Origin of the sequence: Enterobacter sp. RHBSTW-00901, from assembly GCF_014103115.1 — a bacterium.
Taxonomy (GTDB): Bacteria; Pseudomonadota; Gammaproteobacteria; order Enterobacterales; family Enterobacteriaceae; genus Enterobacter; species Enterobacter cloacae_P.
This window is the reverse complement of the sequence record NZ_JABXPB010000001.1, coordinates 1,304,811-1,325,340: the sequence shown is the minus strand read 5'-3', so window position 1 is coordinate 1,325,340 and position 20,530 is coordinate 1,304,811. Positions and strand designations below refer to the sequence as shown.

General features: G+C 53.5%; 16 protein-coding genes. 12 read left to right on the top strand and 4 right to left on the bottom strand.

All coding sequences use genetic code 11. The features are described from left to right. Positions 1–12: 12 nt before the first annotated feature. Positions 13–1,701, top strand: a complete 1,689-nt coding sequence (gene fruA / locus HV318_RS06410; protein WP_182272068.1) for a PTS fructose transporter subunit IIBC — start codon at positions 13–15, stop codon at positions 1,699–1,701. Positions 1,702–1,778: 77 nt separating this feature from the next. Here fruA and nfo read toward each other — a convergent pair whose 3' ends face one another. Together nfo and HV318_RS06400 are read right to left on the bottom strand one after the other, a co-directional pair. Further along, complete coding sequence (gene nfo, locus HV318_RS06405; protein WP_182272067.1) at positions 1,779–2,636, bottom strand: deoxyribonuclease IV; 858 nt, start codon at positions 2,634–2,636, stop codon at positions 1,779–1,781. A 64-nt stretch (positions 2,637–2,700) separates the two neighbouring features. Next, entirely contained in the window at positions 2,701–3,747 is a 1,047-nt protein-coding gene (locus tag HV318_RS06400; RefSeq protein ID WP_182272066.1) for a YeiH family protein, read from the bottom strand. Between the two features lie 98 nt (positions 3,748–3,845). Here HV318_RS06400 and yieE point away from each other — a divergent pair, with 98 nt between their 5' ends. From yieE to HV318_RS06380, 4 genes are all read left to right on the top strand, one after another. After that, positions 3,846–4,712 carry a DNA-binding transcriptional regulator YeiE gene (yieE, locus tag HV318_RS06395; protein WP_182272065.1) on the top strand — a complete coding sequence of 289 codons (867 nt, stop codon included), beginning with the start codon at positions 3,846–3,848 and terminating at the stop codon, positions 4,710–4,712. A gap of 160 nt (positions 4,713–4,872) precedes the next feature. After that, complete coding sequence (locus tag HV318_RS06390) at positions 4,873–6,342, top strand: amino acid permease (RefSeq protein ID WP_182272064.1); 1,470 nt, start codon at positions 4,873–4,875, stop codon at positions 6,340–6,342. Positions 6,343–6,566: 224 nt separating this feature from the next. Next, positions 6,567–8,537, top strand: coding sequence for a catecholate siderophore receptor CirA (gene cirA, locus HV318_RS06385; RefSeq protein ID WP_182272063.1), 1,971 nt, complete (start codon positions 6,567–6,569; stop codon positions 8,535–8,537). A 134-nt stretch (positions 8,538–8,671) separates the two neighbouring features. Beyond that, the gene (locus tag HV318_RS06380) at positions 8,672–9,814 is read left to right on the top strand and encodes an IS481 family transposase (RefSeq protein ID WP_419195714.1); all 1,143 of its coding nucleotides are present in this window, start codon (positions 8,672–8,674) and stop codon (positions 9,812–9,814) included. An 89-nt stretch (positions 9,815–9,903) separates the two neighbouring features. On the opposite strand, the gene fghA is transcribed toward HV318_RS06380, so the two are convergent. Next, complete coding sequence (gene fghA / locus HV318_RS06375) at positions 9,904–10,740, bottom strand: S-formylglutathione hydrolase (RefSeq protein WP_182272061.1); 837 nt, start codon at positions 10,738–10,740, stop codon at positions 9,904–9,906. A gap of 138 nt (positions 10,741–10,878) precedes the next feature. Here fghA and HV318_RS06370 point away from each other — a divergent pair, with 138 nt between their 5' ends. The 7 genes from HV318_RS06370 to mglC all read left to right on the top strand — a co-directional run bounded on the left by HV318_RS06370 (position 10,879) and on the right by mglC (position 19,071). Beyond that, entirely contained in the window at positions 10,879–12,027 is a 1,149-nt protein-coding gene (locus HV318_RS06370) for a YbfB/YjiJ family MFS transporter (protein WP_182272060.1), read from the top strand. 102 nt (positions 12,028–12,129) lie between these two features. Continuing rightward, positions 12,130–12,798, top strand: a complete 669-nt coding sequence (gene folE, locus HV318_RS06365) for a GTP cyclohydrolase I FolE (RefSeq protein WP_182272059.1) — start codon at positions 12,130–12,132, stop codon at positions 12,796–12,798. An 18-nt stretch (positions 12,799–12,816) separates the two neighbouring features. Next, complete coding sequence (gene yeiB / locus HV318_RS06360; RefSeq protein ID WP_182272058.1) at positions 12,817–13,974, top strand: DUF418 domain-containing protein YeiB; 1,158 nt, start codon at positions 12,817–12,819, stop codon at positions 13,972–13,974. Between the two features lie 155 nt (positions 13,975–14,129). After that, positions 14,130–15,152, top strand: a complete 1,023-nt coding sequence (gene galS / locus HV318_RS06355; RefSeq protein WP_182272057.1) for an HTH-type transcriptional regulator GalS — start codon at positions 14,130–14,132, stop codon at positions 15,150–15,152. Positions 15,153–15,446: 294 nt separating this feature from the next. After that, positions 15,447–16,445: a galactose/glucose ABC transporter substrate-binding protein MglB gene (gene mglB, locus HV318_RS06350; protein ID WP_182272056.1), complete on the top strand. Its 999-nt coding sequence runs from the start codon at positions 15,447–15,449 to the stop codon at positions 16,443–16,445. 79 nt (positions 16,446–16,524) lie between these two features. Beyond that, positions 16,525–18,045 carry a galactose/methyl galactoside ABC transporter ATP-binding protein MglA gene (mglA, locus tag HV318_RS06345; protein WP_182272055.1) on the top strand — a complete coding sequence of 507 codons (1,521 nt, stop codon included), beginning with the start codon at positions 16,525–16,527 and terminating at the stop codon, positions 18,043–18,045. Positions 18,046–18,060: 15 nt separating this feature from the next. Further along, positions 18,061–19,071, top strand: a complete 1,011-nt coding sequence (gene mglC, locus HV318_RS06340) for a galactose/methyl galactoside ABC transporter permease MglC (protein ID WP_182272054.1) — start codon at positions 18,061–18,063, stop codon at positions 19,069–19,071. 49 nt (positions 19,072–19,120) lie between these two features. Here the strand turns inward: mglC and HV318_RS06335 are convergent, their stop codons facing one another. After that, positions 19,121–20,509, bottom strand: coding sequence for a glutamine synthetase family protein (locus HV318_RS06335; RefSeq protein WP_182274546.1), 1,389 nt, complete (start codon positions 20,507–20,509; stop codon positions 19,121–19,123). Between the last annotated feature and the right edge of the window lie 21 nt (positions 20,510–20,530).

Sequence of the window (20,530 nt, the reverse complement as noted above, 5' to 3'; positions counted from 1 at the left end):
AGGAGAGGAATAATGAAAACGCTGCTGATCATTGACTCCGGTCTCGGACAGGCTCGTACCTATATGGCGAAGACTTTGCTGGGAGCGGCGGCGAACAAAACACATCTGGAGATTACCGATAACCCGGGCGAAGCCGAACTGGCGATTGTTCTGGGCGATAAGCTCCCGGCTGATAGCGCGCTGAACGGCAAAAAAGTGTGGCTGGGCGATATTAATCGCGCAGTTGCGCATCCGGAACTGTTCCTGAGCGAAGCGAAAGGCCATGCGTCTGTCTATAGCGCACCTGTTGCTGCGGCTCCGTCTGCGGCTTCCGGCCCGAAACGCGTTGTGGCGGTAACGGCTTGCCCAACGGGCGTAGCCCATACCTTTATGGCGGCTGAAGCGATTGAAACCGAAGCGAAAAAACGTGGCTGGTGGGTAAAAGTTGAAACGCGCGGTTCCGTGGGCGCGGGTAATGCTATCACCCCTGAAGAAGTGGCTGAGGCCGATCTGGTGATTGTGGCGGCAGACATCGAAGTGGATCTGGCGAAATTCGCCGGTAAGCCGATGTACCGCACCTCTACCGGCCTGGCGCTGAAAAAGACGGCTCAGGAGTTTGATAAAGCACTGGCAGAAGCGAAGCCTTACCAGGCAACCGGTAGCGCTCAGGCGGCGACCGAAGGTAAGAAAGAGTCTGCGGGGGCTTACCGCCACCTGCTGACCGGCGTCTCCTACATGCTGCCGATGGTGGTGGCAGGTGGTCTGTGTATCGCACTTTCCTTCGCATTTGGTATTACGGCGTTTAAAGAACAAGGGACTCTGGCGGCGGCGTTAATGCAGATTGGTGGTGGCTCCGCGTTCGCGCTGATGGTACCCGTACTGGCAGGTTTTATTGCGTTCTCCATCGCTGACCGTCCTGGCCTGACGCCGGGTCTGATCGGCGGTATGCTGGCAGTGAGCACCGGTTCCGGCTTTATCGGCGGGATTATTGCGGGCTTCCTGGCAGGTTACGTCGCGAAGCTTATCAGCTCGAAGCTGAAACTGCCGCAAAGTATGGAAGCGCTGAAACCGATCCTGATCATCCCGCTGATTTCCAGCCTGGTGGTCGGTCTGGCGATGATTTACCTGATTGGTAAACCGGTTGCGGGTATCCTGGCGGGTCTGACCCACTGGCTGCAAACGATGGGCACGGCGAACGCGGTTCTGCTGGGTGCAATCCTCGGTGGCATGATGTGTACCGATATGGGCGGCCCGGTAAACAAAGCGGCATACGCTTTTGGTGTCGGCCTGTTGAGTACCCAGACCTATGCACCGATGGCGGCCATCATGGCGGCAGGTATGGTGCCACCGCTGGCACTGGGGCTGGCCACTATCGTTGCGCGTCGTAAGTTTGACAAAGCGCAGCAGGAAGGGGGTAAAGCGGCGCTGGTGCTGGGTCTGTGCTTCATCACCGAAGGGGCGATTCCGTTCGCAGCACGTGACCCAATGCGTGTACTGCCTTGCTGTATCGTGGGTGGTGCGGTGACTGGTGCTATCTCGATGGCGATTGGCGCGAAACTGATGGCTCCGCACGGTGGTCTGTTTGTTCTGCTGATCCCTGGCGCAATTACCCCGGTACTGGGTTACCTGATGGCGATTGTTGCCGGTACGCTGGTGGCAGGTCTGTCTTACGCGGTGCTGAAGCGCCCGGAAGCAGAAGCGGTTGCTGCTAAAGCGGCTTAAAAGAAATGAATGTCGGGTAGCGACGTCGCTTTACCCGACCGACAAAAAAGCCGGGTGCTTATGCAACCCGGCTTTTTTTATGCCATTTGTTCTGTGATTTGCTGCGCTTTCAGCCAGGCGATTTCTTCTGCCCAGATATCCGGATTGATGGTTTCCAGCACCATTGGAATACCGTCAAAGCGGGCGTCCTGCATGATAAAGCGGAAAGCATCATGGCCAATATTGCCCTCACCCAGGCTGTGGTGACGGTCTACACGGCTGCCAAAATCACTCTTTGCGTCGTTTAAGTGCATACCGCGCAGGTATTTAAAACCGACAATGCGTTCAAACTCGGCGAAGGTTTTTTTCGTCTCGTCGCGGGTACGCAGATCATAACCGGCGGCAAAGGCGTGGCAGGTATCAATACATACACCCACGCGGGATTTATCTTCCACGCCGTCGATGATGGCCGCCAGATGTTCGAACTTAAAGCCGAGGTTGCTGCCCTGACCGGCGGTATTTTCAATCACCGCCGTCACGCCTTTGGTTTTATCCAGGGTGATGTTGATGGACTCGGCAATACGAGCCAGACAAGCATCTTCGTCAATCTGCATCAGATGGCTGCCAGGATGGAAGTTCAGCAGCGTTAACCCCAGCTGTTCGCAGCGCTGGATTTCATCAAGAAAGGCTTCACGGGATTTCTCCAGAGCTTCTTCAACCGGATGACCGAGGTTAATCAGGTAGCTGTCGTGGGGAAGGATCTGGCCTGGTCCAAAATGGTATTTCTCACAGGCGGCTTTGAAATCATCAATCACTTCTGTGGTGAGCGGTGCCGCATGCCACTGGCGCTGATTTTTGGTGAACAGGGCGAAAGCGGTCGCCTCGATTTCGGCGGCGCGAATGGCGGCATTTGCAAGGCCACCTGCAGCGCTGACGTGCGCTCCAACATATTTCATAAAAGAACTCCTGTTAACCCTAAATGCTTATGATAGCGGGTTAACAGGAGAAGGATGTAGTGGTTTATGCCATCAGGCTGTGAACCGCGAGGTTAATCGCGCCACCGCCGACAATCAACCAGATGAAGAGTACCAGCGCCATCAGCAACGGCTTCGCACCGGCTTTTTTCAGCGCGCTGACATGAGTGGTTACCCCCAGCGCCGCCATCGCCATCGCCAGCAATACGGTATCCAGCGTGACCAGCATATCGACTACGGATTTCGGCAGCAGGTGGAAAGAGTTAAAGACCGCGACCACGATAAACAGGATCGCAAACCAGGGGATCGTGATTTTGCTTTTCTGGTTACTTCCTGCCGGAGCAAGCTGTTTCACCCGCGCGGCCAGGATAATCAGGAACGGGGCCAGCATCATGACGCGAAGCATTTTGGCAATAACAGCCGCGTTTTCCGCCTCGGGGTTAATGGCGTGACCTGCCGCGACCACCTGCGCCACTTCATGCATGGTCGAACCAATATAGATGCCGTAGGTTTCCGGGCTAAACCAGTGAGCAACCAGCGGGTACATGGCCGGGTAGAGGAAAATCGCCAGCGTACCGAAGATCACCACAGTCGCGACGGCCACTGTCACTTTGCTGGATTCCGCCTTCACGACAGGTTCAGTTGCCAGCACCGCCGCAGCCCCGCAGATACTGCTACCTGCACCAATCAACCAGCTGGTTTGTTTGTCCAGCCCGAACACTTTCTGGCCGATAAAGCACGCCAGTAAGAAGGTACTGGTCAGCGTCAGCACGTCGATGGCTATTCCGCTGATGCCGACATCCGCAATCTGCGAAAAGGTAAGGCGGAAGCCGTAAAGAATAATGCCCAGGCGCAGCAGATGTTGCTTGGCGAAAATCACACCGCCATCGCAGGATTTCCAGATGTGTGGGTAAACGGTGTTGCCGACGACCATGCCGAGCAAAATGGCCAGCGTTAAGGCGCTAAACCCTGCGCCTGCGATGGCCGGAATGCTGCCGCCCCATAATGCCACGCCCGTGACGACGGCGCTAAGCGCCAGACCCGGCACGAAGTGCCACACTGTTCGGTGATTCTGTAGGGTGAGTTCTGTCATAACCTTCTCCTTTCTCTGGCTAAAAGGTTACGGTGCTCTGGTTTAAAAATAAAATTGATTATATATTTATAATCAATCTTTATAAGTGGTAAGCAACCATGCACATTACATTGCGTCAGCTGGAAGTTTTTGCCGAAGTGCTGAAAAGCGGGTCGACGACCCAGGCCTCACTGATGCTGGCTCTCTCTCAGTCTGCGGTCAGCGCCGCCCTGACCGATCTCGAAGGGCAGCTGGGCGTGCAGCTTTTCGACAGGGTAGGGAAGCGTCTGGTGGTCAATGAACACGGTCGCTTGCTTTATCCACGTGCGCTGGCGCTGCTGGAGCAGGCCACTGAAATAGAACAGCTGTTTCGCGAAGACAACGGCGCAATCCGCGTTTATGCCAGTAGCACAATCGGTAACTACATTCTGCCGGAAGTGATTGCCCGCTATCGTCGTGACTTCCCGACCTTGCCGCTGGAGATGAGCGTCGGCAATAGCCAGGATGTGATCAATGCGGTGATCGATTTTCGCGTGGACATTGGTCTCATCGAAGGGCCGTGCCATAACGTGGATATCATTGCTGAACCCTGGCTGGAAGATGAGCTGGTGGTCTTTGCTTCTCCGGCCTCTTCTTTACTGCAGGGGGAGGTGACGCTTGAGCGCCTTTCACAGGCGCAGTGGATCCTGCGTGAGCAAGGTTCCGGCACGCGTGAAATTGTCGATTATGTGTTGCTGTCACATCTGCCTCATTTCCAGCTGGGTATGGAGCTGGGTAACTCTGAGGCAATCAAGCATGCGGTGCGTCATGGCCTGGGGATCAGCTGTCTTTCCCGGCGGGTGATTGCTGAACAGCTTGAAGCCGGTACGCTGGTTGAAATTGCGGTTCCACTGCCAAAGCTGGTACGCACGCTGTGGTGCATCCATCATCGTCAGAAACACCTTTCCAGTTCGCTGCAGCGTTTTTTACGTTATTGCGAGATCTGAGCACTTGCACAAAAGGGGAGAGGGGAAAGACCGAATTCATACTTTGCTTATAATCCTGGCCGAGTCATGAAGCTCTCTTATAACAGAGTATTTCTGCCAGAATGAACGCGTATCGTCTGCTACAATCGCGCCTCATTTATTAGATGGACAGCATTTTCACATGGTTTCAGAAATTAAAACCACAGAAGCGCCCACGTTACGTCGCGCACTTAAAGCGCGCCACCTGACGATGATCGCCATCGGCGGTTCAATCGGTACAGGTCTTTTCGTTGCCTCCGGTGCAACGATTTCAGCAGCTGGCCCGGGCGGGGCTCTTTTCTCTTATATCCTGATTGGCCTGATGGTGTACTTCCTGATGACCAGTCTGGGCGAACTGGCAGCATACATGCCAGTGTCGGGGTCGTTTTCGACCTACGGTCAAAAATACGTTGAAGAAGGTTTCGGTTTCGCACTGGGCTGGAACTACTGGTACAACTGGGCGGTGACTATCGCTGTTGACCTGGTCGCCGCACAACTGGTGATGACCTGGTGGTTCCCGGATACCCCAGGCTGGATCTGGAGTGCGCTGTTCCTGGTGGTGATCTTCTTGCTGAACTACATCTCCGTGCGTGGCTTTGGTGAAGCAGAGTACTGGTTCTCGCTGATCAAAGTGGCGACGGTCATCATCTTTATCGTCGTTGGTGTGGCGATGATCGTGGGTATTTTCAAAGGTGCAGAGCCTGCGGGCTGGAGCAACTGGACGATAGGTGATGCCCCGTTTGCGGGTGGGCTTTCGGCGATGATTGGCGTGGCGATGATTGTCGGCTTCTCCTTCCAGGGGACAGAGCTTATCGGCATCGCCGCAGGTGAATCTGAAGATCCAGAGAAAAACATTCCGCGCGCGGTGCGTCAGGTGTTCTGGCGTATCCTGCTGTTCTATGTGTTCGCTATCCTGATTATCAGCCTGATCATTCCTTATACCGATCCGAGCCTGCTGCGTAATGATGTGAAAGACATCAGCGTGAGTCCGTTTACGCTGGTCTTCCAGCACGCGGGTCTGCTCTCTGCGGCGGCGGTGATGAACGCCGTTATCCTGACTGCGGTGCTGTCTGCGGGTAACTCCGGTATGTACGCCTCAACCCGTATGCTCTACACCCTGGCGTGCGACGGTAAAGCGCCGCGCATCTTCGCGAAATTGTCCCGTGGCGGCGTACCGCGTAACGCGCTGTATGCTACCACTGTGATTGCGGGTCTGTGCTTCCTGACCTCGATGTTCGGCAACCAGACAGTTTATCTGTGGCTGCTGAACACGTCGGGCATGACGGGCTTCATCGCCTGGCTGGGGATTGCTATCAGCCATTACCGCTTCCGTCGCGGTTATGTGATGCAGGGTCATGACCTTAACAACCTGCCGTATCGTTCAGGCTTCTTCCCGCTGGGACCTATTTTCGCCTTCATTCTGTGCCTGATTATTACCCTGGGGCAGAACTATGAAGCTTTCCTTGCGGACACCATTGACTGGGGTGCAGTAACGGCCACTTACATTGGTATTCCGCTGTTCCTGGTCATCTGGTTTGGCTACAAACTGACGAAAGGAACGCAATTCGTTCGCTACAGTGAAATGGAATTCCCGGAACGATTTAGAAAATAACCGCACTTCCTCTCTTTAGCCCGCTCATTTGAGCGGGCTTTTTTGTCTCTGCAGTATGAAGAGCAGATATAATTTTTAACAATTCAATTGATAATAATTATCGTTTGCTTTATCGTTATCTAAAAATACGTTGTCCTCCGACCTGCCGAAGATGCGGGCGGACAGTAAGGCGCTGTGAGCAATCATTATTTGATTTAGTTGTATTTACCTCATGGAGATATGGAATGTTTAGGCTTAATCCCTTCGTCAGGGGAGGACTTTGTGCGTCCGCAATGTCCCTGGCACTGCCCGTCATTGCAGCGGAATCTGGTGACACTCTGGTTGTCACGGCATCCGCGACTGAGCAAAACCTGAAAGACGCACCGGCAAGCATCAGCGTCATTACCCAGGAAGACTTGCAGCGCAAACCCGTCCAGAACCTGAAAGATGTGTTACAGGACGTGCCAGGCGTACAGCTCACAAACGAAGGGGATAACCGTAAAGGGGTAAGTATTCGTGGTCTGGACAGCAGCTACACGCTGATCCTGGTTGACGGTAAACGCGTCAACTCCCGCAATGCGGTGTTCCGCCACAATGATTTTGACCTGAACTGGGTACCGGTCGATGCCATTGAGCGCATCGAAGTGGTACGTGGGCCGATGTCTTCACTCTACGGTTCTGATGCGCTGGGTGGCGTGGTGAACATTATCACCAAAAAAATTGGACAGAAGTGGACGGGAACCCTGAGCGCTGATTCCACCATTCAGGAACACCGCGATCGTGGTGACACATACAACGGCCAGTTCTATACCAGCGGCCCGCTGGTGGACGGCGTACTGGGGCTGAAAGCCTACGGTAGCCTCTCGAAGCGAGAAAAAGACGATCAGCAAAAATCTTCTACCACTGCCACAGGTGAAACGCCACGTATCGAGGGCTTCACCAGCCGTGATGCTAACGTCGAGTTCGCCTGGACACCAACGGAAGAGCATGATTTTACCGCGGGCTATGGTTTTGATCGTCAGGATCGTGACTCTGATTCCCTCGATAAAAACCGTCTTGAGCGCCAGAATTACTCTCTGAGCCACAATGGACGCTGGGGCGTGGGTAATAGCGAACTGAAAGTTTACGGCGAGAAGGTTGATAACAAAAACCCGGGTAACAGTAACCCGATTACCTCCGAGAGCAACTCGGTTGACGGGAAATATGTGCTGCCACTGGGTGAAATCAACCAGCTCCTGACCTTCGGCGGTGAGTGGCGTCATGACAAGCTGAAAGATCCGGTTAACCTGACGGGTGGCTCCAGCAGCAATACCTCTGCAAGCCAGTACGCGCTCTTCCTCGAAGACGAATGGCGTATCTTTGAGCCGCTGGCGCTGACGACCGGTATCCGTATGGATGACCACGAAACTTACGGCGATCACTGGAGTCCGCGCGCCTATCTGGTCTACAACGCGACCGATACCGTGACGGTAAAAGGGGGCTGGGCAACCGCGTTTAAAGCCCCGTCGCTGCTGCAGCTTAGCCCGGACTGGGTCACCGGTTCGTGCCGTGGAGCCTGTGAAATTGTCGGTAATCCGGATCTAAAACCGGAAACCAGTGAAAGCTTCGAACTTGGCCTGTATTACAGCGGGGAAGAGGGCTGGTTAGAGGGCGTGCAGGCCAGTATTACCACTTTCCAGAACGATGTAGATGACCGTATCAGCATCAGCCGTACGGCTAACGTGAACCAGGCACAGAGCTACCCGAACTATGTGGGCCTGAACGCTGACGGTGAACCTATTTTCCGTTATTACAACGTCAACAAGGCGCGTATTCGTGGCGTGGAGACAGAGCTGAAGTTCCCGGTGGCTGAAGACTGGAAAGTGACGCTGAACTACACCTACAACGATGGACGTGATATCAGCAACGGTGGCAATAAACCGCTGTCCGAACTGCCGTTCCATACCGCCAACGGTACCGTTGACTGGAAGGCGACCCAGGACTGGTCGTTCTACGTTCAGGGTAACTATACCGGTGAGAAACGTGCGCTTACTGCTGGCGCGGCAACGCCGGGTGGCTATGTGGTCTGGAATACCGGTGCCGCGTGGCAGGCAACGAAGAGCGTGAAGCTGCGCGCGGGCGTGCAAAACCTGCTGGATAAAGATCTGAGCCGCGACGACTACAGCTACACGGAAGATGGCCGCCGTTACTTTGTAGGTGTGGATTATAAGTTCTGATTTACTGACGTACCGTTTTTAATGTTTGTTCCCTCTCCCAGTGGGTGTACAGTCCGGGGACATAGTGAACACTTGTTCGGGGACATGGTAGACACTTACAACTAAGGCATAAGAACCCGTTTATGGAGTCACTTATGCCCTGGGATGCGAGAGATACCATGTCATTACGTACCGAGTTTGTTTTGTTTGCCTCGCAGGACGGGGCGAACATCCGTTCCCTGTGCCGTCACTACGGCATTTCGCCTGCCACTGGCTATAAGTGGCTTCAGCGCTGGGCTCAGGAAGGCGCATCCGGCCTTCTGGACCGGCCCCGTATACCTCATCATTCCCCGAACCGCTCATCTGATGACATCACAGCTCTGCTGCGCATGGCACATGACCGTCATGAACGCTGGGGCGCACGCAAGATTAAGCGCTGGCTGGAAGACCTGGGGCACTGCATGCCCGCTTTCAGCACCGTCCATAACCTGATGGCCCGCCACGGTCTGCTGCCGGGCGTTTCACCGGGCATTCCGGCCTCAGGGCGGTTCGAACATGATGCGCCCAATCGCCTCTGGCAGATGGATTTTAAGGGACACTTTCCCTTTGGTGGTGGCCGCTGTCATCCGCTCACCCTGCTGGATGACCACTCCCGCTTTTCCCTGTGCCTGGCACACTGCACCGATGAACGGCGTGAGACCGTACAGCAGCAGCTGGTCAGCGTGTTTGAACGCTACGGTCTGCCGGACAGGATGACGATGGATAACGGAGCGCCGTGGGGCGACACCACCGGCATCTGGACGGCACTGGAGCTGTGGCTGATGCGCCTGGGTATCCGGGTGGGGCACTCCCGGCCATATCATCCGCAGACACAGGGCAAGCTGGAGCGTTTTCACCGCAGCCTGAAGGCGGAAGTGTTGCAGGGGAAGTGGTTCGCGGACAGCGGTGAACTGCAGCGTGCATTTGAACACTGGCGCACCGTCTATAACCTTGAACGACCGCACGAGGCGCTGGGTATGAACGTTCCGGCCTCCCGGTATCAGCCGTCCGCACGACAGTACAACGGCAACACAATCCCACCGGAATACGATGAGGGGGTGATGGTCAGGAAAGTCGATATCAGCGGGAAGCTGAGCGTGAAAGGAGTCAGTCTGAGCGCAGGCAAGGCGTTCAGGGGGGAACGGGTAGGGCTGAGGGAAACACAGGAAGACGGCTGTTATGACGTGTGGTGGTACAGCACGAAAGTGGGGGTGATCGACCTGAAGAAAAAGTCGATCACCATAGGTAAAGGATGTTAAAAAGTGTTCACCATGTCCCCGAACACCTGTCTACCATGTCCCCGGACCGTACAGTGGGAGAGGGCCAGGGTAAGGGCATCAGACCGCACTTACCCGAACAAATGCTCCGCATGGAAGCGGAGATGATCCTCAATAAACGACGCAATAAAGTAATAGCTGTGGTCATGCCCCGGCTGAATACGCAGCGTTAGCGGCCAGTCTTTCTGGCGCGCGGCTTCAGCCAGTACCGCGGGTTGTAACTGCCCGGCGAGGAACTGATCTGCATCACCCTGATCGATAAGCGTCGGGATCGCATCTTCCGCCTGGCTTGCCAGCATCAGCACACTGCTATCCCATTCCTGCCATTTTTGGGCATCATTACCCAGATAATGGGTAAATGCTTTCTGCCCCCACGGTACCAGGGTTGGGGTCACAATCGGCGCAAAGGCCGACACGCTGGTGTATTTCCCCGGGTTTTTCAGCGCCATTATTAACGCTCCGTGTCCACCCATTGAATGCCCGCTAATGGCACTTCGGTCACTGACCTCAAATTCAGCCTGAATCAGTGCGGGTAGCTCATCACGAATGTAATCATACATGCGGTAATGACTCGCCCACGGTTGTTCCGTGGCGTTCAGATAAAACCCTGCACCTTTGCCCAAATCGTATCCGGCATCGTCCGCGACATCATCCCCACGCGGGCTGGTGTCCGGCATCACCAGCGCGATACCCAGTTCGGCGGCAATACGCTGCGCACCCGCTTTGGTGGTGAAGTTTTCATCATTGCAGGTTAAACCTGACAGCCAGAACAGCACAGGAGGCTTCACGTCGCCATTTGTCGGTGGCAGGAAAATGCTGAACGTCATGGCACAGTTCAGTACGGCGGAGTCGTGCCGCCAGCGCTGCTGTCGACCTTCAAAACAACGATGCTCTTCGAGCAGTTCCATGCAGGGCTCCTTAATGCGAATTGCTATTCATAAAATCCATAATACAGAGTTTTCATCGACCTGTGAGTAACTTTCACTTCCGCCTGGCGGTCAGATACTGCATCATGATTTTACTTATTTTTAACAATTGGGGCGGTCATGGCGCTGCGTATTGCATTCAGCGGATTTGTGGTTCTGGTGGTGGCAATGGGAATAGGGCGCTTTGCCTTTACGCCCCAGGTACCGCTGATGATGACCGCCGGACAACTCACGCTCACCAGTGCGGGTCTGGTGGCGGCGATGAACTATCTGGGGTATCTGGTAGGCGCATGGGATGCGATGCGCGCTCACCGCTTCGTTGAAACACGCCTCTGGCTGGGGATTTTTGGTGCCGTTGCGCTCACGCTGCTTTCTGCCGCAGCAGATAATGCGATCGTTCACGGTCTGCTGCGCTTTGCTATTGGCTGCATGAGCGGTTGGTCAATGGTGTTGATTGCCGCGTGGACCAACGAACGTCTGGGGCAACTGGGGAAACCGGGTCTCAGCGCCGCGGTGTTTGCCGGACCGGGGGCGGGTATCGCCCTGAGCGGGTTGCTTGCCGTCTGTATTCAGGCGAAGTCGCTGTCTGCCGGGGCAGCATGGCAGATTTATGGCGTGCTGGCGCTGGTGCTCGTCGCACTGGTGGCGCGGTATCTGCCTCGAGCGGGTCAGCTTCATCGGCCTGGAACCGCGCCGGAACCTCTCGTTCTGACGACTAATTTAAAACGTCTGGTCTGGAGCTATAGCCTGGCCGGGTTTGGTTATATCCTGCCGGCGACCTTTTTATCACAAATGGCAGCCGTGCGGTTCCCCGGCAGCCTGTTTGCCCAGTTTGTCTGGCCGATATTCGGTGTTGCATCCGTTGTGGGTATCGCACTCAGTATCGTTTTGCGCCACACTTCAACGTCCAACCGCAGGCTGGCTATCGTGCTGTGGCTGCAGGGAACCGGTGTGCTGGCAGCCTGGCTGTTGCCTGGAATTGGTGGCCTGCTGATTGGTGGGCTGCTGGTGGGGGGCGGTTTTTTGTGCGCCGTACAGCTCTCTTTACTGTATGGTCGGGAACTTGCACCGAATCATACCCGTTATATGGCAGGCCTTCTGACCACTGGCTATGCGATTGGGCAACTGATTGGCCCGATGACCTCGGCGCTGTCGACCTGGCTCACGCATCAGCTGGAGCCAGCGTTAGGGTTGGCTGGTCTGGCATTGTTCGTCGGCGGTGCGTTAGTGTGGAACCGTCAGGCTGAAAGGCAACAACAATTGCAATAATTATCGTCGTGAATACTGGATTATGTGCGTCGCCTCACGCACAATGAACGCACACTTTTGCCACTACGAGGGCGAAAGACGCCACACCTGCAGGAGAAAAGAATGTCATCACTCAGTAAAGAAGCTGCCCTGGTCCATGAAGCGTTGGTTGCGCGCGGCCTTGAAACGCCACTGCGTCCGCCAGTTCATGCAATGGATAATGAAACACGTAAGCGTCTGATTTCCGGGCACATGACCGAGATCATGCAACTGCTGAACCTCGATCTGAGCGACGACAGTCTGATGGAGACGCCGAACCGTATTGCCAAAATGTACGTCGACGAAATTTTCTCCGGTCTTGATTACGCCAACTTCCCGAAAATCACCGTCATCGAAAATAAGATGAAGGTTGATGAGATGGTAACGGTACGCGATATCACACTCACCAGCACCTGTGAGCATCACTTCGTGACCATCGATGGCAAAGCGACGGTGGCTTATATTCCAAAAGATATGGTGATTGGTCTGTCCAAGATCAACCGCATTGTGCAGTTCTTCGCGCAGCGCCCTCAGGTGCAGGAGCGTCTGACGCAGCAGATCCTGACCGCGCTGCAAACGCTGCTGGGCACCAATAACGTGGCGGTATCCATCGACGCGGTTCACTACTGCGTGAAAGCGCGCGGCGTCCGTGATGCCACCAGTGCAACCACCACGACATCGCTGGGCGGTCTGTTTAAATCCAGCCAGAACACCCGCCAGGAGTTCCTGCGCGCCGTGCGTCACCACAACTAATCAGACAGGGCAGGGTACATGGAGCGAAACGTCACGCTCGATTTTGTTCGCGGCGTCGCCATTCTCGGTATCCTGCTGCTTAACATCTGCGCCTTTGGCTTGCCAAAGGCCGCCTATCTCAACCCAGCCTGGTATGGTGAGATTACCCGTAGCGATGCCTGGACATGGGCGATCCTCGATCTCCTCGCGCAGGTGAAATTCCTTACGTTATTTGCACTGCTGTTTGGCGCGGGTCTGCAGCTTCTGCTCAGGCGCGGTACGCGCTGGATTCAGTCACGTCTGACGCTGCTGGTGATCTTCGGATTCATTCACGGTTTACTCTTCTGGGATGGCGATATTCTGCTGGCCTATGGTCTGGTGGGGCTGATCTGCTGGCGGCTTATCCGCGATGCACACAGTGTAAAAAGCCTGTTTAACACCGGTGTGATGCTCTATGTCATGGGCGTTGGTGTACTGGTATTGCTGGGGATGATTTCCGGTGAGGCGACGAACCGCTCATGGATACCGGATGCCGCCAACCTCCAGTATGAACAGTACTGGAAGCTTAAAGGCGGTACTGAAGCCATCAGCAACCGGGCGGATATGCTCGGGGACAACCTTCTTGCGCTGGGCGCACAATACGGCTGGCAGCTGGCGGGAATGATGCTGATGGGGGCGTCGCTGATGCGTACCGGCTGGCTGAAAGGTGAATTCAGTCTTCGCCACTACCGTCTGGTAGGGGCGGGGCTGTTACTGCTCGGCATACTGATCAATCTTCCGGCGGTTATGCTGCAGTGGCATTTGCACTGGAACTACCGCTGGTGTGCTTTCCTGCTTCAGGCTCCCCGGGAACTGAGCGCACCATTCCAGACCATTGGCTACGCGGCGCTGATTTATGGCTTCTGGCCGCAGATCTGCCGCCTGTGGCTGGTGAGCGCCATCGCCTGCGTTGGCCGTATGGCATTAAGCAATTACATTCTGCAGACGCTGATTTGCACCACGCTTTTCTATCAATTTGGCCTGTTTATGAAATTCGACCGGTTTACGCTGTTGGCGTTTGTTATTCCTGTCTGGGTTGTTAACGTGGCATTTTCTGTTATCTGGCTGCGCTATTTCCGCCAGGGGCCACTGGAGTGGGGGTGGCGGCAATTAACCGCACATGCTTCGGGTGTATCATTGACTAATACATCCAGATAACGATCTGGATCACAATCATTAACAAAACGGATGTAAGCGTTTTCATTCGTGTGAGCTTCTTCACGTAGTCCCCTTTCTCTCGCTGCCAAAATAGCCTCCTTGCTAAACACAGGGGGTGTCTGTGAGTTGCTGCAATCCTTTGAAGGATGGTGAATATGATCACCATTCGTGACGTCGCCCGTCAGGCGGGTGTTTCTGTTGCTACCGTCTCCCGTGTGCTGAACAACAGCGCACTGGTCAGCCCTGAAACCCGTGAAACCGTAATGAAAGCTGTCACCCAACTGGGATACCGGCCTAATGCCAATGCGCAGGCGCTTGCGACTCAGGTCAGTGACACCATTGGCGTAGTAGTGATGGATGTCTCGGATGCATTTTTCGGTGCGTTGGTCAAAGCGGTGGATGTTGTCGCCCAGCAGCACCAGAAATATGTGCTGATCGGCAACAGTTACCATGAGGCTGAAAAAGAACGTCATGCTATCGAAGTGCTGATCCGCCAGCGTTGTAATGCCTTGATTGTCCACTCAAAAGCACTGAGCGATGAAGAGCTTGCCGGGTTTATGGAGCAGATCCCGGGTATGGTGCTGATCAACCGAATTGTGCCTGGCTACGCCCACCGCTGCGTCGGGCTGGATAACGTCAGCGGTGCAATGATGGCGACGCGAATGCTCATCAACAATGGTCATCAGCGCATCGGTTTCCTTGCTTCCAGCCACCATATTGAAGATGACGAGATGCGCCGCGAAGGGTGGCAAAACGCGCTGAAAGAGCACGGCATTGTGCCGCCGGAAAGCTGGGTGGGAACCGGAACGCCGGACATGCAGGGCGGTGAGGCCGCGATGGTGGAGTTACTGGGCCGCAATCTGCAACTTTCAGCGGTCTTTGCCTATAACGACAGCATGGCGGCGGGAGCACTTACTGCACTGAAAGATAACGGTATTGCTGTGCCACAGCATTTGTCGTTGATTGGCTTTGATGATATCCCGATTGCCCGTTACACCGACCCACAGCTGACGACGGTGCGTTACCCGATTGCATCCATGGCAAAACTGGCGACTGAGCTGGCGTTACAGGGGGCTGCAGGGCTGCTGGATCCGGGGGCAACGCACTGTTTCATGCCGACTTTAGTGCGTCGCCATTCCGTATCTATTCGGCAAATTGTGGTTCCGATCACTAACTGATTACTTGGCTTGATGTAACCGTTTTCAATCTGTGAGTAAATTCACAGTATCTTAACAAGGTGCTGACTATGATGTCAGCGTTTTAGGGACTGAAACGCTATGTAACGGTGATTAATCACTTTCATCATAGCCAACGTGCCGCAAACAACCAATAAAACGCATTTCTGGAGCGTTACCGAACACGGAAGATAGAAATTTTATAAGTGAACTTCGGCTGTCAGTAACGTTTTATTAACACCTGCCCGCCGACCGTTATTCACAAGAACTACCCTGCATAAAAAAACCGGAGATACCATGAATAAGAAGGTGTTGACTCTGTCTGCTGTTATGGCAAGTATGCTTTTTGGTGCAGCAGCACACGCTGCGGATACCCGTATTGGCGTGACTATCTATAAATACGACGACAACTTCATGTCTGTTGTGCGTAAAGCTATCGAGAAAGACGCTAAAGCAGCGCCAGACGTTCAGCTGCTGATGAATGACTCCCAGAACGACCAGTCCAAACAGAACGACCAGATTGACGTTCTGCTGGCAAAAGGCGTGAAAGCACTGGCCATCAACCTGGTTGACCCGGCTGCAGCAGGCACAGTTATTGAGAAAGCGCGTGGCCAGAACGTGCCAATCGTCTTCTTCAACAAAGAACCTTCTCGTAAAGCGCTGGATAGCTACGACAAAGCGTACTATGTGGGTACTGACTCCAAAGAGTCCGGTATTATCCAGGGCGATCTGATTGCTAAACACTGGGCGGCTAACCCGAACTGGGACCTGAACAAAGATGGTCAGGTTCAGTTCGTTCTGCTGAAAGGCGAACCAGGCCACCCGGATGCTGAAGCACGTACCACTTACGTTATCAAAGAGCTGAACGACAAAGGTCTGAAAACCCAGCAGCTGGCGTTAGATACCGCAATGTGGGATACCGCTCAGGCGAAAGATAAGATGGACGCATGGCTGTCTGGCCCGAACGCTAACAAAATCGAAGTGGTTATCGCCAACAACGATGCGATGGCAATGGGTGCAGTAGAAGCGCTGAAAGCACACAACAAATCTTCCATTCCTGTGTTCGGTGTGGATGCTCTGCCAGAAGCGCTGGCTCTGGTTAAGTCTGGCGCAATGGCCGGTACCGTGCTGAACGATGCCAACAACCAGGCGAAAGCGACCTTCGATCTGGCGAAAAACCTGGCCGACGGTAAAGGTGCAGCTGATGGCACCAACTGGAAAATCGACAACAAAATCGTTCGCGTACCTTACGTGGGCGTAGACCAGTCCAACCTGGCTGAGTTCATCGGCAAATAAGTTAGTCGTCATGTCTTCACTGGGCGCAATTCGTTGCGCCCTTTTATAACGCGATATGCGAGGCCAACAAGGTATAATTATGGTCAGCACAACTACTCAGTCGTCCGGTGAATACTTGTTGGAAATGACAGGTGTCAACAAGTCTTTTCCCGGTGTTAAGGCACTCGATAATGTTAATTTAAAAGTCCGTCCCCACTCTATTCATGCATTAATGGGTGAAAACGGTGCGGGTAAATCAACATTATTAAAATGTCTTTTTGGGATCTATCAAAAAGATTCTGGCAGCATTCTTTTTCAGGGGAAAGAGATCGATTTCCATTCAGCTAAAGAAGCACTGGAAAACGGTATCTCAATGGTTCACCAGGAATTGAACCTGGTACTGCAACGCTCGGTTATGGATAATATGTGGCTGGGGCGTTACCCAACCAAAGGTGTCTTTGTCGATCAAGATAAAATGTATCGTGACACCAAAGCAATTTTCGATGAACTGGATATTGATATCGATCCACGCGCTCGCGTCGGGACATTATCAGTTTCCCAGATGCAGATGATCGAAATTGCGAAAGCGTTCTCCTATGATGCGAAAATTGTCATCATGGATGAACCGACATCGTCATTAACGGAAAAAGAGGTTAACCACCTTTTTACCATTATTCGCAAACTGAAAGAACGCGGCTGCGGCATTGTATATATCTCCCATAAGATGGAAGAGATCTTCCAGCTGTGTGATGAAATTACCATCCTGCGTGACGGTCAGTGGATTGCCACTCAGCCTCTGGAAGGGCTGGACATGGACAAGATCATTGCCATGATGGTTGGCCGTTCGCTGAATCAGCGTTTCCCGGATCGTGAAAACAAACCGGGTGAGGTGATCCTTGAGGTGCGTAACCTGACCTCGCTGCGTCAGCCATCGATTCGCGACGTCTCCTTCGACCTGCACAAAGGCGAAATTCTGGGGATTGCGGGGCTGGTGGGTGCCAAACGTACCGATATCGTGGAAACCCTGTTTGGTATTCGTGAGAAAGCCGAGGGGACCATTACACTGCACGGTAAGAAAATTAATAACCACAATGCCAACGAAGCCATTAACCACGGTTTTGCGCTGGTGACGGAAGAGCGACGCTCTACCGGTATTTATGCCTATCTCGATATTAACTTTAACTCGTTAATTTCGAATATTCGTAACTACAAAAACAAAATCGGCCTGCTGGATAATTCTCGTATGAAAAGCGATACCCAATGGGTGATCGACTCCATGCGCGTGAAAACGCCTGGCCACCGTACACAAATTGGTTCGCTCTCGGGGGGAAACCAGCAAAAAGTCATTATCGGTCGCTGGTTATTAACTCAGCCTGAAATTCTGATGCTGGATGAACCAACCCGTGGTATTGATGTGGGTGCAAAATTTGAAATTTATCAGCTGATTGCTGAGCTGGCGAAAAAGAATAAAGGGATCATTATTATTTCTTCCGAAATGCCGGAATTATTAGGGATCACAGATCGTATTCTGGTTATGAGCAATGGTCTCGTTGCCGGTATTGTTGACACCAAAACGACAACGCAAAACGAAATTCTGCGTCTTGCGTCTTTGCACCTTTAAGATCAGGGGCTCCTCATGAGTGCGTTAAATAAAAAAAGTTTTCTCACTTATCTGAAAGAAGGCGGTATTTACGTTGTTCTTTTAGTGTTACTGGCCATCATTATTTTCCAGGATCCTACGTTCTTAAGTCTGCTGAACCTGAGTAACATTCTGACCCAATCTTCCGTGCGTATTATCATCGCACTGGGCGTAGCGGGTCTTATCGTCACCCAGGGTACTGACCTTTCGGCGGGGCGTCAGGTGGGGCTGGCGGCGGTTATCGCGGCAACGATGTTGCAGTCGATGGAAAATGCCAACAAAGTGTTCCCGGAAATGGCGACCATGCCGATTTTCGTGGTGATCCTGATTGTCTGCGTCATCGGTGCGGTAATTGGTCTGATTAACGGCATCATCATTGCTTACCTGAACGTGACGCCATTTATCACCACGTTGGGTACTATGATCATCGTTTACGGTATCAACTCCCTGTACTACGACTTCGTCGGTGCGTCCCCAATCTCGGGGTTTGACAGTGGCTTCTCGACCTTCACGCAAGGGTTTATCGCGCTGGGCAGTTTCCGCCTGTCGTACATCACCTTCTATGCGTTGATTGCAGTGTCCTTCGTCTGGATCCTGTGGAACAAAACTCGCTTCGGTAAAAATATCTTCGCTATCGGTGGTAACCCGGAAGCGGCAAAAGTGTCTGGCGTTAACGTTGCGCTGAACCTGCTGATGATTTATGCCCTGTCCGGCGTGTTCTATGCCTTCGGTGGGATGCTGGAAGCCGGTCGTATCGGTTCTGCAACCAACAACCTTGGTTTTATGTACGAACTGGATGCGATTGCTGCGTGTGTGGTAGGTGGTGTTTCCTTCAGCGGCGGTGTTGGTACTGTGCTTGGCGTGGTAACCGGTGTCATCATCTTCACCGTTATCAACTACGGTCTGACCTACATCGGTGTGAACCCGTACTGGCAGTACATCATCAAAGGCGCAATCATCATCTTCGCGGTTGCCCTGGATTCACTGAAATACGCGCGTAAGAAATAATGGCTTCATGCCTGACCAGGCCCGCTCATTGAGCGGGCTTTTTTGTTTTTCACGTCAGCGCGGATTCTTGTTCGGTGACGATACTTTCAAACCAGTCCAGCTCTGAGAGCTTGCAGGCAACCCACTGTTGGGAAAAGGCTTCGCCAAGGCTGTCGGTGAGATATTGGTTGCGGGAAAATACCTCAATGGCCTGCTGCTGGAACAGCGGCAATACAGGTTCATCCTGTTGCGGTTCAGGTAAATCATCCTCATCGAAATTTTCCAGACCATACAACATGCCCGTGAGGATTGTGGCGACCACCAGATACGGGTTGGCATCCGCACCCGCCAGACGATACTCAATACGACGGTTGTTCTCATCCGAGCAGGGAATACGCAGCGCGGCGGAGCGGGTGTTATAGCCCCAGGAGTTAAATAGTGGCTCATTGAGGTTTTTACGCAGGCGGCGGAAAGCGTTAACACCCGGGGCCAGAATGGCGACGGACGCGGGCATCAGTGCCAGCTGGCCCGCGATACACAGGCGCATCATGCTATTGAGCTCATCCACCGGTGAGGCGAACATGTTTTCGCCGTGAATATTATTCAGGCTGAAATGGAAATGCAGACCGCTGCCGGACTGAAGGCTGAAGGGTTTGGCCATAAAGCTGGCCTGGAGCCCGTGTTTCTCTGCAACGTATCGGGTTAAGCGCCGCAGAGCCAGTACGTTATCGCATACCTCAATAACCCGATGGCTGTGCTTCAGGTTCAACTCGTACTGACCGGGTTCGGCTTCTGCCACGATCCCGGTCAGTGGAATGTGCTGGTGTTGCGCCAGCTGCTCCAGTTCGTCAAACAATGCCGCGTGCGCCGTTGACGTATCCATATGAAAGCAACCCTGATTCTGCGGATCCTGAGAATCTGACCCCGTCAGATAGAACTCAATCTCTGGTGCAATCACCGGGAAAAGCCCATGCTGGTGGAAGCGTGCAAGGACGTTTTGCAATATCACGCGTGGCTCAAGCGGACAGGATTTTCCATCGCTGTCATTCATGGTCAACAGGATCTGCGCGTTATGCTCAGGAGCCTGGGGCGAAGGGCACAGGGAACCGGGAACGGGTACGCAAAGCCGGTCTGGCTCATCATGAAGTGATGCGGCAATCTTTCCTTTTTGATCCATTGAGTAGACCGAAAGGGGAAAATAGCAGCCTTTCTCAAGATTCAGCATGCTTTCCACTGAGAGCCGTTTGCCACGCATAATGCCATTGATGTCGTTTAGGTAAACGTCAATGTGTTTAGTCTGCGGATAACGTGCCAGATAATCCGTCACTTCCGCTGACAAATTCTGTTTCATGGCTGCAATTTTCTCATCGAGATACAGGCCTGAATTGAGGGCGGTCGGGAGCGATAATCCCGGGAAGTTAAAATACGGGCGGATATTTTTCAGGAAAAAAGCATTCATTATTGAGCTCATAGTCATTCT

What these genes read in the sequence shown, in the direction of transcription:
- fruA (WP_182272068.1), top strand. Translation starts at nt 13, where the DNA reads ATGAAAACGCTGCTGATCATTGACTCCGGTCTCGGACAGGCTCGTACC.
- nfo (WP_182272067.1), bottom strand. Translation starts at nt 2,636, where the DNA reads ATGAAATATGTTGGAGCGCACGTCAGCGCTGCAGGTGGCCTTGCAAAT.
- HV318_RS06400 (WP_182272066.1), bottom strand. Translation starts at nt 3,747, where the DNA reads ATGACAGAACTCACCCTACAGAATCACCGAACAGTGTGGCACTTCGTG.
- yieE (WP_182272065.1), top strand. Translation starts at nt 3,846, where the DNA reads ATGCACATTACATTGCGTCAGCTGGAAGTTTTTGCCGAAGTGCTGAAA.
- HV318_RS06390 (WP_182272064.1), top strand. Translation starts at nt 4,873, where the DNA reads ATGGTTTCAGAAATTAAAACCACAGAAGCGCCCACGTTACGTCGCGCA.
- cirA (WP_182272063.1), top strand. Translation starts at nt 6,567, where the DNA reads ATGTTTAGGCTTAATCCCTTCGTCAGGGGAGGACTTTGTGCGTCCGCA.
- HV318_RS06380 (WP_419195714.1), top strand. Translation starts at nt 8,672, where the DNA reads ATGCCCTGGGATGCGAGAGATACCATGTCATTACGTACCGAGTTTGTT.
- fghA (WP_182272061.1), bottom strand. Translation starts at nt 10,740, where the DNA reads ATGGAACTGCTCGAAGAGCATCGTTGTTTTGAAGGTCGACAGCAGCGC.
- HV318_RS06370 (WP_182272060.1), top strand. Translation starts at nt 10,879, where the DNA reads ATGGCGCTGCGTATTGCATTCAGCGGATTTGTGGTTCTGGTGGTGGCA.
- folE (WP_182272059.1), top strand. Translation starts at nt 12,130, where the DNA reads ATGTCATCACTCAGTAAAGAAGCTGCCCTGGTCCATGAAGCGTTGGTT.
- yeiB (WP_182272058.1), top strand. Translation starts at nt 12,817, where the DNA reads ATGGAGCGAAACGTCACGCTCGATTTTGTTCGCGGCGTCGCCATTCTC.
- galS (WP_182272057.1), top strand. Translation starts at nt 14,130, where the DNA reads ATGATCACCATTCGTGACGTCGCCCGTCAGGCGGGTGTTTCTGTTGCT.
- mglB (WP_182272056.1), top strand. Translation starts at nt 15,447, where the DNA reads ATGAATAAGAAGGTGTTGACTCTGTCTGCTGTTATGGCAAGTATGCTT.
- mglA (WP_182272055.1), top strand. Translation starts at nt 16,525, where the DNA reads ATGGTCAGCACAACTACTCAGTCGTCCGGTGAATACTTGTTGGAAATG.
- mglC (WP_182272054.1), top strand. Translation starts at nt 18,061, where the DNA reads ATGAGTGCGTTAAATAAAAAAAGTTTTCTCACTTATCTGAAAGAAGGC.
- HV318_RS06335 (WP_182274546.1), bottom strand. Translation starts at nt 20,509, where the DNA reads ATGAATGCTTTTTTCCTGAAAAATATCCGCCCGTATTTTAACTTCCCG.